The following is a 15,377-nucleotide window of genomic DNA, read 5'->3' on the forward strand; positions in this document are numbered from 1 at the left end:
AGGGGACAAGATGCAGTTAATAGTAGTAAGCGGTCGTTCGGGCTCCGGCAAGACGGTGGCCCTGAGGGTGCTCGAGGATCTCGGGTACTACTGCGTGGACAACCTGCCGGTCAACCTGCTGCCCCAGTTGATCGTGTCGGTGGAGAGCCAGTATGACAAACTGGCTGTCAGCATCGACGTGCGCAACCTGCCTGCCCAGGCAGACAGGCTGGAGAACCTGCTGAGCCAGGTGCGCAACGAGGGGCGAGTCAAGTTTTCGAGCTTCTTCTTCGATGCGGACAACGCGACCCTGCTCAAACGCTACGGTGAGAGCCGCCGTCTGCATCCTCTGTCCCGCAACAAGCTTTCGCTGGACGAGGCGATCCGGGAAGAGACCCACCTGCTGGCACCGCTCTCCTCGACCGCCGACCTGCGCATCGACACCACCAACCTCAGCATTCACGATCTCAGCGAGCTCATCAAAACCCGGGTGCTCGGCAAGAAAGAGAACGAGCTGGTGCTGGTGTTCGAGTCATTCGGCTTCAAGTACGGCATTCCCAAGGATGCGGACTTCGTGTTCGACGCCCGTTTCCTGCCCAACCCGCACTGGATCCCGGAGCTCAAGCCCTTCACCGGCAAGGATGAGCCCGTGGCCAACTACCTCTCCAGCCAGCCGGATGTCATGCTGTTCATCCAGCAGATCGAGAATATGCTGGGGACCTGGTTGCCCCACCTGGAGCGCAACAATCGCAGCTATGTGACCGTCGGGATCGGCTGTACCGGCGGACAACACCGCTCGGTGTTCATCGCCGAGCGGCTGGCCAGCGCATTCCGGTTGCTTGGCAAGAACGTGCAGATCCGCCATCGCACGTTGGACAAGCGTTCAAACCCCGCCTGACAGATCCACAGGATGCTCAGATGACCGTTTCCGCCTCGGTAGAAGTCAAAAACAAGTTAGGCATTCACGCGCGACCGGCCATGATGCTGTTCGAGCTGGTGCAGGGGTTCGATGCCCACGTGTTGCTGCGCAACGAAGAGGGGGTCGAGGCCGACGCGGACAGCGTGATCGGCCTGCTGATGCTGGACTCCGCCCAGGGCAAACAGGTGGAGGTGCAGGTGGAGGGCCCCGAAGAGGTGGAGGCCCTGGCCGCCGTGGTGGCGCTGTTCACCTCGGGCTTCAATGAGGAGTAATACGCCTCGGCGTGCTCAAGGTGTGCTGCGAGCCAGCGCCTTGAAAGCGGCAAAATCCCGACAAGCCAGCAGACTTCTGCTGGCTTTTTCGTTCATCAGTGCCAGAAACAGATCATAAAGTCCCATGGCTTCCTCATAATCCGCCTTGGCGATGGCCAGCACGAAGATGAGGGTAGCGCTCTCGCCGTTGCCCCAATCGATCCCCAGGGGGGCCAGCACGGTATAGACCAGGGTGCGGCGCGCCAGCAGGCCGAGGGAGTGGGGCAGAGCGATGCCGTCCCCCAGCATGGTGGAGACGATCCGCTCCCGCTCCTGCAAGGATCCCCGGAATCCGCTCTGCACCAGATCCTCCGCCTCAAGCTGGCTGCAGATGCGATCAAACAGCGCCGCTTGGCTGAGCGGTTCGGTGACCACCATGAAGTGGTCGGCATCGAAGTACTTGTCGAGCAGATAGGGACGGGTGCGATCGACGAGCACCAGCTTGCCGAGCTGCTCCAGCTGGTATTGGGTCGGGAAGGGGGAGACCAGTACCACGGGAGCATTCTTCTCGCTCACCTTGAGGGTGCTGATGACGAAATCCTGCTCGACTCGCACCAGTCCCTCATAGTCCCGCACCGACTCCAGCGTGGTCAGCTGCAGTTGGGGGTATTCCCGCCGGATGCGTGCTTCCAGCACCCGGAAGGTGGCGTTGCCCGCATCGCACAGCAGCAGCGCCTGGGGGCGCCGGGTGTAACCGATGTCGTAGTGGCGCTCCAGGCCGACCCCGATGTGGATCACCAGGTAGCCGATCTCGTGGTGGGTCAATCGGTAGGGGGTCTGCCTGATCCACTCAGAGATGGCCGCCAGGGTGATGTCGTAGGCGAGGGGGTAATACTGCTTGATGTGATCCGCCAGGGGATTGTGGCTGCCAATCTGGTATTTGACCCGCAGCAGCATGGCGCCGATGTGGGTCTGCAGGTCGGCTCGCAATTGCGGGTCGCCGCGCAGGTCATAGGGGTAGTGCTGGTGGATGTAACCCAGCAGGTGTGCAGTCAGTTGCTCGCTCTCGGCCGCCATGGCCGGGCTGAGCAGGGGCGTCTCTGCAGTGAGGCGAGCCTGGATCTGGATGGCGAGACAGGCGATCTCTTCCTGCACCGGTGAAGTCAGGGTCGGCAGCTCGGCATAGATGTCGCGGGCCACCACTGCCAGGGGCGGGGTGATGTCGTCGCTGGCAAACTGGCGCAACTCGTGGCCAGACGCCTGGCGAAGCAGGGCGACGGCACAGTAGACGGTGACTTGCTGCAGGCTCTCGTCGGCCAGGCGTAGCTGATGGCGACCGAGTTGCTCGTGAATGTGGTTGCCCACTACCTCCAGCGTCTTGCTGGGGCAGAGGGTGGGCAACAGGCTCTGGAGCGGATGCTGGTGCAGCAGCTCCTGGCAGAGCAGTTGGGTGAGGCAGGCGCGGATCGCCATCTCGCTTCCCGCAATGCGCATCCCCACCCTGGGTTTGCTGTCGATGGTGAGCCCGAAGTGGGCGAGCCGCTCCCGCACCTCCGTCATGTCCCCTTGCAAAGCCGCCCGGCTCAGATACCAGGTGTCCGCCAGCTCGTCGAGCTTGATCCCCTGTTCCGCCGTCAGCAGCAAGACCTGGAGGTGCAGCACCCGCTCGCGGCTGGTGCGAGGCAGAGGGCTCTCCTGCCCTTGGGCGGCCAGCAGCGCATCGAACAGCCCCTGATTGTAGATCTTGAGCTGGTAACCGCTGCCCCGCTGATGGATCAGGTGGGCGCCCCGGGTGGCGATGAGCTCGTTCAGGGTCGCCACGTCGGTACGCACCGTGCGGGTGGAAACATTGAGACGGCGGGCCAGCTCCTCCTGTGGCAGGGGCTCGGCGTGAAGCAGGGCGAGCAGTTGCTGGAGTCTGGGGTGGGGCAGCTTGGTCATGAGGGGGTGGGGACTCCTGTCGCGCATGGTGGGTCGATGTTAACAAGGGGGTCATTAACAAGCCAGGCACCGCCCAGTGATCGGACCGGTGCCTGTGGGGTTGCTATGCCAGCAGTGCCTTCACCATGGCGAGGAGGGTACGCACATCCTCCGGCCGGGTCTGGCCGCTCTCGCTGTCGATGATGGAGCTGTAGACATGGGGGATCACCTTCTCGACTCCTGCCTCCAGCGCGATCCGCACTATCTCCTCGAAGTTCTCAAGATCGATACCGCCGGTGGGCTCCAGCCAGAAGCCGTGGCGGGCACAGGCCTCGGCCACTGCCTGATACTCGGCGCGGCAGGCGAGTCCCCCCATGGGGAAGAATTTGACCGAGCTGCCGCCCATGTCTTTGAGCAGGGCAATGGCGGTATCGATGGGGACGATGCCATCGGGCTGCTGACTACTGAGGGGGCCAGTGGAGATCTTCACCATGCCGGGGGTGCCGGTGGGGGAGACAAGGCCATTGACCAGGGTGTCAGCTTGACCGAGCAGCGCCCGGCTGGCCCCGACCCCGGTGAACACCTGATTGACGTGCTGGGGCTGCAACTGGCGGGCCAGCTCGGCCACCATGGCGGACTGGCGCGGATCACCGGCTCCCAGCCCGATGGAGAGGGCGTTGTCGATAAGCTTGGCGTAGGCCTGCATGTCGGCGACGGCAGAGGGAATGTCCGGGTAGTTCTTGGAGAGCACGCCGACCAGCACATGACCCTCGGCTGCCTCATAAATGTCGACGGCATTCTCTTTGGAACCTGCCAGCACGTTGAGGCAGACCCGATCGCTGTAGTAATTGGGGGTAAGAGACATCAGTTGTTCTCCTGAACGAGGTGGGCAATGGCGGAGTGGATCTGGTCGAGCTGGGGCTGGGTGACGCTGCGCACGTCTATCTCGATGTGCCCCTCGTTGGCCTTGTAGCCGCGGCAGTAGATGGCGGGGGTACTCTGTTGCAGACGGGAGACCACTTCCACCGTGGTCATGCCGATCTGCTGGTGGTCGAAGGCGATGTCGGTGCGGGCGATGTCGCGCCCCGCGCTGTCCCACACCACCTTGGCGGTGACGCCGGGCAGCTGGTTGAGGCACTCGATGAAGGGGGTCATCTTGGCGACCATGGCGGTGCCGCTCTCCTTCTCTTTGGCCAGGTAGCGCTCGATGGCGTGGGTCAGGCCGAGGATCCCCTCCTTGCCCACCTTCATGGCACGGCCTATGCCGCCAGCCTGCTGCTTGACCCACTCCACATACTGACGTCTGCCGAGCACCAGGCCGCTGGTGGGCCCTTCGATGGCCTTGGCGCCGCTGTAGATGACCAGATCTGCACCCTGGTTGTAGTAGAGACGCAGATCCTCTTCGGCCGCCGCATCGACGATGAGCGGGATCCCGTGGGCCTTGGCCACCTCGGCCGCCTCGGCCACCGACAGAATGCTCTTCTGCACGCAGTGGTGGGACTTGATGTAGAGGATGGCGGCGGTATTGGCATGGATGGCGGCGGCCAGTTGGGCGGGTGAGCACTCGTTGGCGTAGCCTGCCTCCACCACCCTGCCGCCCCCCAGGTTGACCATGGTGCCGACGGGGGCACCAAAGTTCACGTTGTGACCCTTGGGCAGCACGATGTCGCTCGGCACGTCGTGGGCATGAGCATGCAACTGCTCGAGGCGATAGGGGTCGCCGCGCACTATCACGGCGGCCACCGACTGGGCGATGCCGGCGCTGGCGCAGGAGACCACCACCGCATCTTCAACGCCCAGCAGATCGGCCAGGTAGGCGCCGGTCTTGTTGACCAGATCCTTCACCTCGAAGTAGTGGCCGAGGCCGAAGTTGACCGCATCGACCACCTCTTGCTCGGGGGTGGAGACGCCGAGGATGGTCATGCGCCCGGAGGCGTTGATCACCGGTTTGAGCCGGTATTTCTCATACACAGAAGGCATGGTGTAATTTCCCGTAGTGAGTCAGAACCAGTTCGCCGCCCACCAGGGCGGCGAGAGGGAGCAGTTGCCGGTCACCGTTGCGGGCGCCGGCCTCGGTATCGGTAAAGAGAGTGGGGCCGCAGCTCACCTCGAACAGGGTGATGTCTGCATCGGCGCCAACCTCGAGTCGCCCCTTGCCGGGCAGGCGCAGGGCATCGGCGGCCTGGTGGGTGACGCAGGCGAGCACCTGCTCCAGGGTCATGCCGATGGCGAAGAACTTCGACATCACGTGGGCAAGGCTGTAGACGGGCCCCTTGATGCGGTTCTTGCAGTAGATGTCTGAACTGATGGTGTGGGGCAGGATGCCCTGGGCAATGGCCAGCTCTGCCACCTCGAAGCTGAAGCTGGCACCGCCATGGCCGATGTCGAGCAAGAGTCCCCGCCGCATCGCCTCGCGCACCGCCTGGCGCAGTTCACCCGCCGGGGTCAGGATGCGGTTGGGCTTGCCGTTGAAGCAGTGGGTCAGCAGATCGCCCTCCCCCAGCAGGGCGACGATCTCGTCCAGATCCGGCGGCGTGTTGCCCACGTGCACCATCAGTGGCAAGTTGCCATTGGCCTGCTGGATCTGCTTGGCCATGCGCAGGGGTTGCAGACCGCTTTCACCCACCACGCTGCCGCTCATGCGTGCTTTGATGCCGACGATGAAGCCGGGATGGCGCCGGATGGCCGCCTGGGCGAGGGCGGGATCGATGTCTGCCGGATCCGCCAGCTCGTTCTGGCGCAGCAGGCCGATGCGGGAGATGTTGAGCAGGGCGTGCACCCGGGTCTTGCAGGTGGCGGCTATGCGCTGGAAGTCGTCCACGTCGTCGGCCCCGGTACTGCCGGCGTCGATGACGGTGGTGACGCCGGATTCCACGCCCACCTTGTCCGGCTCATCGTGATAGAGGGGGGAGGCGGGGTAGCAGTGGGTGTGGCCGTCAATCCAGCCGGCGCTCACATGGACCTGCCCGCCCAGAGTGAGGGTTTGCTTCGCCTCCGTGCTCTCTGGCAGCGAACCCAGCGCCGCTATCTTGCCATGCTTGATGGCGACGTCGACAAGCTGCCCGTTTCCCAGGCGTCCCGCCCTGATGATCATGTCGTACATGCTGATATCCCTCTTGTAACCTGCTTGCGCTCTTACTGCGAGGCCGCTTCCAAGGCTCATGTGTTGCTCTTCACCTTGCTGACGACCTCTCGCGACAGAGCGCAAACAGGTTCTTGAATGCCGCCCAAGAGACGGCCTTGGATTAAGCCAGGGCGATGGGGAAGAAGGTCCCGAACAGCATGGCCCCCAGGATGGCGCCGCCCGTGATGGGCTTCTCCCAGATGTAGAACAGCAGGGCACCCAGCAGGGAGCCTATCCCGATGGGAATGGAGGCGCCCATGGCGGAGAGGATGATGAGGGGACCGAGGAAGCGGCCCGAGCTGTTGCCAGCCCCCATCATGACGTCTGCGCCGTAGGTGGAGTTGCTCTGGTTGATGGTGAACTTGCGCGCCAAGATGATCACGTAGCCGATGGCCATCCCAATCCCCATGCCGGTGATCAGGGAAGCGGTGAAATTTTCCACCGGATAGACGATGCCGGCCCCCAGCAGCAGGGCGGGCACCCCGAGGCCGACTCCGGTCTGGATGGCGCCGCCGATGTCGAGGATCCCCACCAAGGAGCCCTCGATGATGCGGGCGAACAGGAAGCTGGCACCGAAGGCGGCGACTGCACCATAGGCCCCCGTGTCCATGCCGGCTTTCAGCATGGCGACGAAGGCCACCTCGTTGAAGGCGCCGACCCCGTAGAGGTAGAACATGTGGGTACCGGCGAAGACGCCGGAAGAGAGCAGACCGACAAAGATGGGGAAGGACCAGTCGGCATACCAGAAGTTGTTTCTCAGTTTCTCATCCATGGTGTGCTTCCTTATTTGCCGCTCATGAGGTTGTGGACGTTTTCCAGCCACAGGGGAACGCCCAGGTGGAAGGATTCAATGAGTTTCATGTCAAAGCCGCGGAAGAAGCCGCTCAGCACGAACAGCAGGACGATGGCACTCATCATCACCTTGGTGACGTGGTTCCAGCCGCTCTCTTCCACCCCCTTGCCGATCAGGATGCCAAGCACCAGGCCCGGTACCGCGTTGCCCATGATGAGCTGGGCCAGACCGCCGAAGATGGTGGCCCAGAAGCCGGACTTCTTGCCTGCCTCGATGGCGGCCAGCCAGAAGATCACCGGCATGACGGTATTGACCAGCAGGTTGGCGGCGGGCACCAGTACCTTGACCGCGGTGACCTGCAGGGCTGCTGGCACGGCGGCGGCGGTGCTGTTGAGGAAGGCGACCACGATGGCACCTATGATGCCGCAGGCGATGGCCATCTTTTTGGGATCATGGAGGGTGGTGGCGAGATCCCGGTTCTTGATCATCAGGGCCGCTGCACCCCAGTTCGGCAGGATGCGGTGATCCACGTCCTGAGTGAAGGCGCCGGCCGCGACCGTGGAGGCCCAGGCGTTAAAGAAGAAGCCCAGACCGAACGAGAAGTGGGAAGCGGGGTCCCCTTCGCAGGAGTTGAGCTCGCCCAGGGTACGGAACGCGCCCATCCCCTGCACGGTCGGGGCGTGGAACATCCGCGCCGCGCCAGCCCCCACCCCGACGCCTACCAGGCCGCCGATGATGAGTGACTTCATCAAAATGATTAGAAACATCCAACTTGTCCTTTTGGTTGTGGGGTCAGGCCTGGGTGAAATCCACCTTGTCGACATCCAGGCTGGTGACCTTGACGGTGATCGCCAGCCGGACCCGGAACTCGTGGCGCTGGCGTGGCAGGAAGAAGAACAGGAACTTCTCCACCCGTACCGACTCCTCGGCCTCGAGCACCTCGACCTCGAGGGGTTCGATGCGCAGCATCACCTTGGGGCTCTCCTTGAGCAGGCTGGGTTGCACCTGGCTGAGGGCGGCGGCGAACGCCTGCTGGCGAGTCGCCCCCTTGCCGTTGACCGTGATCCGGGTGGTGAAGTGCTCTTTCATCAGGCGCGTCCGTGTTTCTTGGCGAAGGCTTCGATCAGCTTCTGGCCCAGCTCTTCCTTGTCCATGAAGCCGAAGCCCAGTACCACGCACCCCTCGTTGATGGCGGTGACACCCTCTTCGATGGATCGCATGCCGTAGCGGCACTTGTAGCCGTACTTGGTCTGGGCCGTGATGGCGCCCGCGCCACCGCTGCCGCAGAAGGAGATGCCAAGGTCGGCCTGCTCCTTGTTCATCACATCACCGAGCTTCATGTCGGCGGCCATGCCGGGGATGACGGTCACGGTGGCGCCGGCGGCTTCTGCGCCGGCCCCCACTTTCTGACCCTTGCCGAGACGATCTCCAATCACGAGTTTGATGGCAGTCATTTAGCTTTCTCCTTTTACTGAGCTGAGTTCGTTTTCTTTGGCCACTTCAAAATGGACGGACAAGAGGTGCGCCTCCTCGTAGGCGAGGCGGTCGAGCCAGGCGACGACCTGTTCGGCCAGGCGCAGGGAGAGGGGGGAGATCTCCTCGAACAGGCTGAGGTCGACCTCCGGCAGGGACTCCCCGCTGTAGGAGCGCCACACCATGGCCTTGACGTGGGAGGCCAGCATCTGCTGCTGCACGTCGTTGGGGCGTATGCCCTGATCCGCCAGCAGGTTGTGAATGCGGGCCAGGGTCAGGTCGGTCTTGCGCAGCAGTGCCGGGCTGTCCGGGGTCAGGGGGGCGTCATGGGTGTCGGTATTCAAGGTCTGCTCTCCAGGCTGGCAGAAAGGATGGGCTCACCATAAAGCGGAGGAGAGTGCGGGAGGAGGCAGGTTTTTTCCGATTCGAAGTGGAAATCCGGAGGGAAAGGCATCAAAAGAAGCCCTTTTGGCGTTCAGGAAGAGGAAAGGAGCGGACTGGCGGCAAGGGAGTGTGATCGGTGGCGCGTTTTGACGTCGCCTTCGCCCGATTGCTCATTGGCGCAATGTGTGAGCTGTCTCACGCACAAGCGGGAGCCGGAGGAAAGCGGGCACAAAAAAGGGCCCTGTCGGGCCCTGCGAGGATCCGCCCCTCAGGTGGCGGGTGCCGCACTGCTGGTCGGCAGGGTCTGATTCTGGTAGCGCAGGTCCTCTTCGATGATGACATCGACGTCCAGCGGCTTGCCGTTGCGGATCACCGAGATGGTGAGCTTGGTGCCGGGGCGGCTCTCGACGATCTTGTCCATGACGGGACGCACGCCGGTGATGGCCTCTCCGTTGATCTTGAGCAGCACATCCCCACGTTTGAGACCGGCCTTGGTGGCTGGGCCATTGGGATCCAGGCTCTCCACCACCAACCCCTGCAAGTCCCCCAGGTTCAGCATGCGCGCGACGATGGGATTGATCTCGACGCTGGAGATGCCGAGGTAGCCGCGGATGACCCGGCCGTTGGCGATCAGCTCGTCCATGATGCGCTTGGCCAGCTTGTAGGGGATGGCAAAACTGATGCCATAGCTCTCCTGATTGCCGTTGAGGTGGTAGGCGGCGGTATTGATACCCACCAGATCGCCACGGCCATTGACCAGGGCGCCTCCGGAGTTGCCCTCGTTGATGGCGGCATCGGTCTGCAGCAGATCCTGTCTGCCATTGCTGTCCGGCCCCATGCTGGAGAGGCCGATACGCCCGGTGGCGCTGATGATGCCCTGGGTGATGGTCTGGCCGACGTTGTAGGGGTTGCCGATGGCGAGCACCACGTCTCCCACGTCCGGCAGACGATCCGGGTCCTGCGGGATCACCGGCAGGTTGTCCGATTCGATGTAGAGCACCGCCAGATCGGTCAGTTTGTCGGTGCCGACCAGCTCTGCACTGAATACCCGGCCATCTTGCAGGGCGACGATGATCTGGTCCGCATCGGCGATGACGTGATAGTTGGTGAGCACGTGACCGCGCTGGTTCATGATGACGCCGGACCCCAGCCCCTGGGGTCTGAGTTCGGCTTTTTCACCGCGATTGCCGGCGAAGCTGCGGGTGTAGATGTTGACGACGGCAGGGCCGGCGCGATGGGCCGCGTAGGAGAAGCTCAGCTCGCGGGCGTTGGTGATGAGGCCCGGCAGGGGAGCGCCGCCTCGAAAATTGGGAAACACCAGCAACAAAAGCGCAGCCATGGCGAGGCCAAAGCCGACGGACTTGCCCAAGTAGCTGATCAGAGGTGGGATTTTCATGTCTTTCTCGTCCGTACAGGCTGCGGGCAGAGAATAACATTATCGATGGATAAAAATCACCCGCGGCGGTTGCCGCGGGTGTGAGGGGCTTAACGGATCACCAAATAGAGGGAGGAGTCACCGCGCTGGATGTTCAGCGCCAGGACTTCCGGCTTGTTTTTCAACACCTTGGTCAGTTCACCCATGGAGTTGATGCGCTGGCGGTTGACCCCGATGATGATGTCGCCCTTTTGCAGGCCGGAGGCGGCTGCCGGTGAGCGGGGATCGATGTCGGAGACGGCCACGCCGGTCACGGGGTCCGTGATGGTGCTCAGCTTGGCCCCTTCCAGTGCCGGATGCAGGGCGCTGGCCAGGATCTCGCTGTCATCCGCTTTCTTCAGGGTGACCTTGACGCTCTGCTCCTTGCCGTCACGAATGAGGCCGAGCGAGACCTGCTTGTCGGCCCCCATGGTGGCGATTTTGGCACGCAGCTCGCCGAAGGAGCGGATGGGCTTGCCATCGATGCTGATGATGATGTCACCTGCCTTGATGCCTGCCTTGGCGGCGGCGGAGTCAGGCATGACCTGGTTGACGAAGGCACCGTCCTTCTTGTTGTAGCCGAAGGTCTTGGCGATTTCGCTGGTGAGCTCGGTGCCGGTAATCCCCAGCTGGCCACGGCGCACTTCGCCGTATTTCACGATCTGCTCGGAGAGATCGCGCACCATGTTGGACGGGATGGCAAAGCCGATGCCGATGTTGCCGCCGTTGGGGCCCAGGATGGCGGTGTTGATGCCGATCAGCTCCCCGCGCAGGTTGAGCAGGGCGCCGCCCGAGTTGCCGGAGTTGATGGCCGCATCGGTCTGGATGAAGTTCTCCAGATTTTCGATGTTGAGGCCGCTGCGACCCAGGGCGCTGACAATGCCGGAGGTGACGGTCTGGCCCAGGCCGAACGGGTTGCCGATGGCCAGCGCGTAGTCACCGACTCTCAGCTCGTCGGAGTCGGCGAACTTGATCTGCACCAGATCCTCGGCCTTGATTTGCAGCAGGGCGATATCCGACTGTTTGTCTTCCCCTATTTTCTTGGCCGCATACTCACGGCCATCCTTCAGGTTGACCTTGATCTCGTCCGCCTCGTGGACCACGTGGGCGTTGGTGATGACGTAGCCTTTCTTGGCATCGATGATGACGCCGGAACCAAGCGCCTGGAAGGGCTGCTCGCTCACCTGCTCGTCAGGCATGTTGGGGCCGAAGAAGAAGCGGAATTGCTCCGGCAGGCGTTGGCGGGTGATCTTCTTGCCAGAGACGGAGATGTTGACCACGGCAGGGGTCACCTGCTCGAGGACGGGGGCCAGGCTCGGCATCTCCTGGTTGTTCGCCATCAGGGGCAGTGCGGCCTGCGCCGGTGCTGAGGACATGGCGATACCGACACTGAGGGCTAAGACACTGAATACAGAAAGAGATTTACGCATATGAGAAACAGCTCCCAGAAAAAGTTGCAGTGCAATCGTCAAGGTCTGACCACGATAAAGCGTAATTAGTTCAACTGATGATCAGCCCGGCTGCTTGAGCAGGCCGGACGCACCGGCGTAATCGCGGGGAGGAAGGCCCGGCTCCTCGCTGTTGGCGGCATCGCCTGTTTCTTCCACTTCGGGTTCGCGGAACAGTGGTTCCTGTACCTTGGCCAGGAACTTGCTCTGTTCCGCCATATGGCGATAAAGGGTCTGGTACTGTTCGGCCAGTTGCTCCATCAGGGCGGCGCTGTCGGCGAAGTGGGTGGTGATCTGCCCCTGGTAGCTTTCCAGCTCCTTGTGGGCTTTTTTCAGCTCCTGTTCCAGGCGTCCGGCATCCCGGCTACGGACAGAGAAGCGGCCGATCAGCACGCCGATGATCAGGGCGGCGATCGCCAGCAGGATCCCGTTAAACAGAGTCATAGAAGCTCCTTGTTACAGCTAACACGATGAATTTGAAGCGGTCGGATGGACCGCAACGCCTCGTTGGCACTATACCGTGCCCCCCGAGAGCGTGATACCATTTTGTCCCTCATTCAGGGACTTGGAGGCGGTTTACAGGATGACCCCGCAGCAAAAATATCAGCAGGATTTGCAGCGCCCCGGCTTTGTGGCGGATCCGGCCCAGGCCATGGCAGTCGCCCGCCTGGAGCGACTCTATCAGGATCTGTGCGCAAGCCCGACTCCGACCAGATCCCGTGGCCTGCTGGGTTGGCTGCAAAAGCCGAAAACCCGTGACCCCGTCCAGGGGTTATATATGTGGGGTGGTGTGGGCAGAGGCAAGACCTGGCTGATGGATACTTTTTTTGAGAGCCTGCCGGGGGGGCGCAAACTGCGCATCCACTTCCACCGTTTCATGCACCGTGTGCACGACGAGCTCAAAGGGCTGACCGGTCAGTCCGATCCGCTCAAGCTGATCGCCCGCAAGCTGGCCGACGAGACCGACGTCATCTGCTTCGACGAGTTTTTCGTCTCGGATATCACGGATGCCATGCTGCTCGGCACTCTGTTCCAGGAACTCTTTGGCCATGGCGTGGTGCTGGTGGCCACATCCAACATTCCCCCTCAGGATCTCTACCGCAACGGGTTGCAGCGTGCTCGCTTCCTGCCTGCCATCGCGCTTATCGAGCGTCACTGCGAGGTGATCAATGTCGATGGCGGTGTCGATTACCGGCTGCGAACCCTTGAACAGGCAGAGATCTATCACTTCCCGCTGGATGAGCAGGCCAGGAGCAACCTGGATCGTTATTTCAGCCAGTTGACCGGGATTGGGCAGGTGACTGCCGCCGCACTGGAAGTCAACCATCGCCAACTGAGTGCACTGGGCGTGGGGGAAGGGGTGCTTTATATGGAGTTTGAACAGCTGTGCTGTACTCCACGCTCCCAGGGCGACTACATCGAATTGGCCCGTGAGTTCCACACTGTCCTGCTGGCCAATGTGCAACCCATGGGCAGCGGCACGGATGACGCGGCCCGCCGCTTCATCGCCATGGTGGATGAGTTTTATGAGCGGCATGTAAAGCTCATCATATCGGCGGCGGTCCCCATGACTGGGCTCTATGGCGAAGGCTTGCTGAATTTCGAATTCAAGCGTTGCCTTTCACGGCTTCAGGAGATGCAATCGCACGAATACCTTGCCAGAGTGCACCTTCCTTAGTCACAATACCGCGCCTGCCAGTCGGATGGGCATCTGCGGCAGGTAGGGCCGGGCGACATTTGCTAGCTTCATGGCAGTGAAATTAGCAGGTGATATTTAAGGCAACTTCACTTATAATCGCCCGGCCCACGTTACAGCTGTCGATAAGACAGCAACACTTTAAGCTTTACTTGTATTCGAAGGGGTACAGGTAGGCCATCGTTTGTTGTTTGTGGGAGAGCCCCCATAAGCAATTGGGTCTGTAACAGGTAATTGGGTTTAACTTAATGAAAACTTTCGTTGCCAAGCCAGAAACCGTAAAACGTGACTGGTACATTGTGGACGCAGAAGGTAAAACTCTGGGTCGTATCGCAACCGAGATCGCTGCTCGTCTGCGTGGTAAGCACAAAGCCGAGTACACTCCGCACGTTGACACCGGTGACTACATCATCGTTGTAAACGCTGAGAAGGTACACGTAACCGGTAAGAAATTTACCGACAAAATGTACCACGCTCACTCCGGTTTCCCGGGTGGTATCAAGTCCATCAGCTTCGACAAGCTGATTCAGCGTAAGCCGGAAATGGTAATCGAAGCTGCCGTCAAGGGCATGCTGCCGAAGGGTCCGCTGGGCCGTGCCATGTTCCGTAAGCTGAAAGTTTACGCAGGCGCAGAGCACGCTCATGCTGCTCAGCAACCTCAAGTACTGGATATCTAACGGGAACTGGCAACATGGCAGAAAATCAATACTACGGTACCGGCCGTCGCAAAAGCTCCACTGCTCGCGTCTTCATCAAAGCGGGTAGCGGTAAAATCGTAATCAACCAGCGCTCCCTGGAGCAATACTTCGGCCGTCCGACTGCCCGCATGGTAGTTCGTCAGCCGCTGGAACTGGTCGAGATGACCGAGAAACTGGATCTGTACATCACCGTTAACGGTGGTGGCATCTCCGGTCAAGCTGGTGCGATCCGCCACGGTATCACTCGTGCTCTGATGCAGTACGACGAGACCCTGCGTTCCGAACTGCGTAAAGCTGGCTTTGTTACTCGTGATGCCCGTAAGGTTGAGCGTAAGAAAGTCGGTCTGCACAAAGCGCGTAAGCGTCCGCAGTACTCCAAGCGTTAATTCGCTTTTGGTACGCACTCTCAGGAGTGTCAAAAAAGCCTGGCAATTTGCCAGGCTTTTTTTATTGGTAATGTTACATGTGACAATGCTAAGCATACGTCACAAAAGACAAAAAATTGTGTATTTATTGTTTTTGCCCATCGACTCCCTTTCTTGTCAAATTGTTATCTTTTCTTTAAAATTTCCATGGTCTTTCTGTGTCAATTGCCACTCCGCTTCCATTGCAGTTGTCACAGGGAGAGGAGAAGTAAACAGGGACACTATAAGAATGAGCGGAGTCCACATGGGAGAGTTTTTGGATGAGCAATGCGCCAGTTGATACCGGTCGCCGCAGATTTCTTACCTGGTCAACGGTTGCCGTTGGCGGTGTAGGAGCTGCTTTTACCGCAGTGCCGTTTATTAAGTCATGGAATCCGAGTGCCAAAGCCAAGGCGGCAGGCGCCCCGGTTGAAGTGGATATCAGCAAGCTGGAGCCGGGTCAGTTGATCCGCGTCGAGTGGCGTGGCAAACCGGTCTGGGTGGTGAAGCGCACCAAGCAGACGCTGGATGCTCTGGCTGCACACGATGACAAGCTGCGGGATCCTGCGTCAGACGAGCCACAGCAACCGGACTATGCCCACAATGGCTACAGATCTATCAAACCGGAAATCTTCGTGGCCGTTGGCATCTGCACTCATCTGGGATGCTCCCCCTCCTATCTGCCCGACAGCTTCGGCGAGCAGGTTCAAGGGGTAACTTCCGGCTTCTTCTGCCCCTGCCATGGCTCCAAATTCGACATGGCCGGTCGAGTGTTCCAGGGCGTCCCCGCACCGCTGAACCTGGTCATTCCGCCATACCAATTTCTTAGCGACACCACCATTCTGGTCGGTGCCGATGGCAAGGAGGCCTGACC

The 15,377-nt window shown here is 61.1% G+C and carries 18 protein-coding genes; 6 read left to right on the forward strand and 12 right to left on the reverse strand.

All coding sequences use genetic code 11. From position 1 onward, the window contains the following. Positions 1–10: 10 nt before the first annotated feature. Positions 11–877 (forward strand): RNase adapter RapZ, encoded by an 867-nt coding sequence (gene rapZ / locus ACVDHI_RS12715; RefSeq protein ID WP_010675869.1) that lies wholly within the window; start codon positions 11–13, stop codon positions 875–877. 20 nt (positions 878–897) lie between these two features. Next, a complete protein-coding gene (gene npr, locus ACVDHI_RS12720; RefSeq protein WP_010675868.1) occupies positions 898–1,170 on the forward strand; it encodes a PTS phosphocarrier protein NPr in 273 nt (90 codons plus the stop codon). Positions 1,171–1,185: 15 nt separating this feature from the next. Here the strand turns inward: npr and ACVDHI_RS12725 are convergent, their stop codons facing one another. The 12 genes from ACVDHI_RS12725 to ACVDHI_RS12780 all read right to left on the reverse strand — a co-directional run bounded on the left by ACVDHI_RS12725 (position 1,186) and on the right by ACVDHI_RS12780 (position 12,149). Then, a complete protein-coding gene (locus ACVDHI_RS12725; RefSeq protein ID WP_323884392.1) occupies positions 1,186–3,090 on the reverse strand; it encodes a BglG family transcription antiterminator in 1,905 nt (634 codons plus the stop codon). A 103-nt stretch (positions 3,091–3,193) separates the two neighbouring features. Continuing rightward, positions 3,194–3,934: a 2-dehydro-3-deoxy-phosphogluconate aldolase gene (gene dagF, locus ACVDHI_RS12730; protein WP_128296245.1), complete on the reverse strand. Its 741-nt coding sequence runs from the start codon at positions 3,932–3,934 to the stop codon at positions 3,194–3,196. Further along, positions 3,934–5,049, reverse strand: coding sequence for a DgaE family pyridoxal phosphate-dependent ammonia lyase (locus ACVDHI_RS12735; protein WP_447212148.1), 1,116 nt, complete (start codon positions 5,047–5,049; stop codon positions 3,934–3,936). Before ACVDHI_RS12735 ends, dagF begins: the two co-directional genes overlap by 1 nt. After that, entirely contained in the window at positions 5,033–6,172 is a 1,140-nt protein-coding gene (locus tag ACVDHI_RS12740; protein WP_447212149.1) for an amidohydrolase/deacetylase family metallohydrolase, read from the reverse strand. Before ACVDHI_RS12740 ends, ACVDHI_RS12735 begins: the two co-directional genes overlap by 17 nt. 142 nt (positions 6,173–6,314) lie before the next feature. Further along, a complete protein-coding gene (locus ACVDHI_RS12745) occupies positions 6,315–6,965 on the reverse strand; it encodes a DUF4310 family protein (RefSeq protein WP_041211843.1) in 651 nt (216 codons plus the stop codon). An 11-nt stretch (positions 6,966–6,976) separates the two neighbouring features. Continuing rightward, positions 6,977–7,753 (reverse strand): DUF4311 domain-containing protein, encoded by a 777-nt coding sequence (locus ACVDHI_RS12750; protein WP_010675862.1) that lies wholly within the window; start codon positions 7,751–7,753, stop codon positions 6,977–6,979. Positions 7,754–7,778: 25 nt separating this feature from the next. After that, positions 7,779–8,075, reverse strand: coding sequence for a DUF4312 family protein (locus ACVDHI_RS12755; protein ID WP_134996879.1), 297 nt, complete (start codon positions 8,073–8,075; stop codon positions 7,779–7,781). Next, the gene (locus tag ACVDHI_RS12760) at positions 8,075–8,440 is read right to left on the reverse strand and encodes an SFCGS family glycine-rich protein (RefSeq protein WP_010675860.1); all 366 of its coding nucleotides are present in this window, start codon (positions 8,438–8,440) and stop codon (positions 8,075–8,077) included. Before ACVDHI_RS12760 ends, ACVDHI_RS12755 begins: the two co-directional genes overlap by 1 nt. Beyond that, complete coding sequence (locus ACVDHI_RS12765; RefSeq protein ID WP_010675859.1) at positions 8,441–8,803, reverse strand: transcriptional regulator; 363 nt, start codon at positions 8,801–8,803, stop codon at positions 8,441–8,443. It lies immediately after the preceding gene. Positions 8,804–9,111: 308 nt separating this feature from the next. After that, entirely contained in the window at positions 9,112–10,239 is a 1,128-nt protein-coding gene (gene degS / locus ACVDHI_RS12770; RefSeq protein ID WP_010675858.1) for an outer membrane-stress sensor serine endopeptidase DegS, read from the reverse strand. An 89-nt stretch (positions 10,240–10,328) separates the two neighbouring features. Further along, positions 10,329–11,687 carry a Do family serine endopeptidase gene (locus ACVDHI_RS12775; protein WP_041214027.1) on the reverse strand — a complete coding sequence of 453 codons (1,359 nt, stop codon included), beginning with the start codon at positions 11,685–11,687 and terminating at the stop codon, positions 10,329–10,331. An 81-nt stretch (positions 11,688–11,768) separates the two neighbouring features. Beyond that, positions 11,769–12,149, reverse strand: a complete 381-nt coding sequence (locus ACVDHI_RS12780) for a YhcB family protein (protein WP_010675856.1) — start codon at positions 12,147–12,149, stop codon at positions 11,769–11,771. A 139-nt stretch (positions 12,150–12,288) separates the two neighbouring features. Between ACVDHI_RS12780 and zapE the strand changes: the two genes are divergently transcribed. From zapE to petA, 4 genes are all read left to right on the forward strand, one after another. Further along, positions 12,289–13,383 (forward strand): cell division protein ZapE, encoded by a 1,095-nt coding sequence (zapE, locus tag ACVDHI_RS12785; RefSeq protein ID WP_042015058.1) that lies wholly within the window; start codon positions 12,289–12,291, stop codon positions 13,381–13,383. A gap of 266 nt (positions 13,384–13,649) precedes the next feature. Then, positions 13,650–14,078 (forward strand): 50S ribosomal protein L13, encoded by a 429-nt coding sequence (gene rplM / locus ACVDHI_RS12790; protein ID WP_005336289.1) that lies wholly within the window; start codon positions 13,650–13,652, stop codon positions 14,076–14,078. Between the two features lie 14 nt (positions 14,079–14,092). Further along, positions 14,093–14,485, forward strand: a complete 393-nt coding sequence (gene rpsI / locus ACVDHI_RS12795; RefSeq protein ID WP_005336286.1) for a 30S ribosomal protein S9 — start codon at positions 14,093–14,095, stop codon at positions 14,483–14,485. A 299-nt stretch (positions 14,486–14,784) separates the two neighbouring features. Continuing rightward, complete coding sequence (petA, locus tag ACVDHI_RS12800; protein ID WP_010675854.1) at positions 14,785–15,375, forward strand: ubiquinol-cytochrome c reductase iron-sulfur subunit; 591 nt, start codon at positions 14,785–14,787, stop codon at positions 15,373–15,375. Positions 15,376–15,377: the final 2 nt, after the last annotated feature.

This window comes from Aeromonas sp. 25-248 (genome assembly GCF_053005425.1).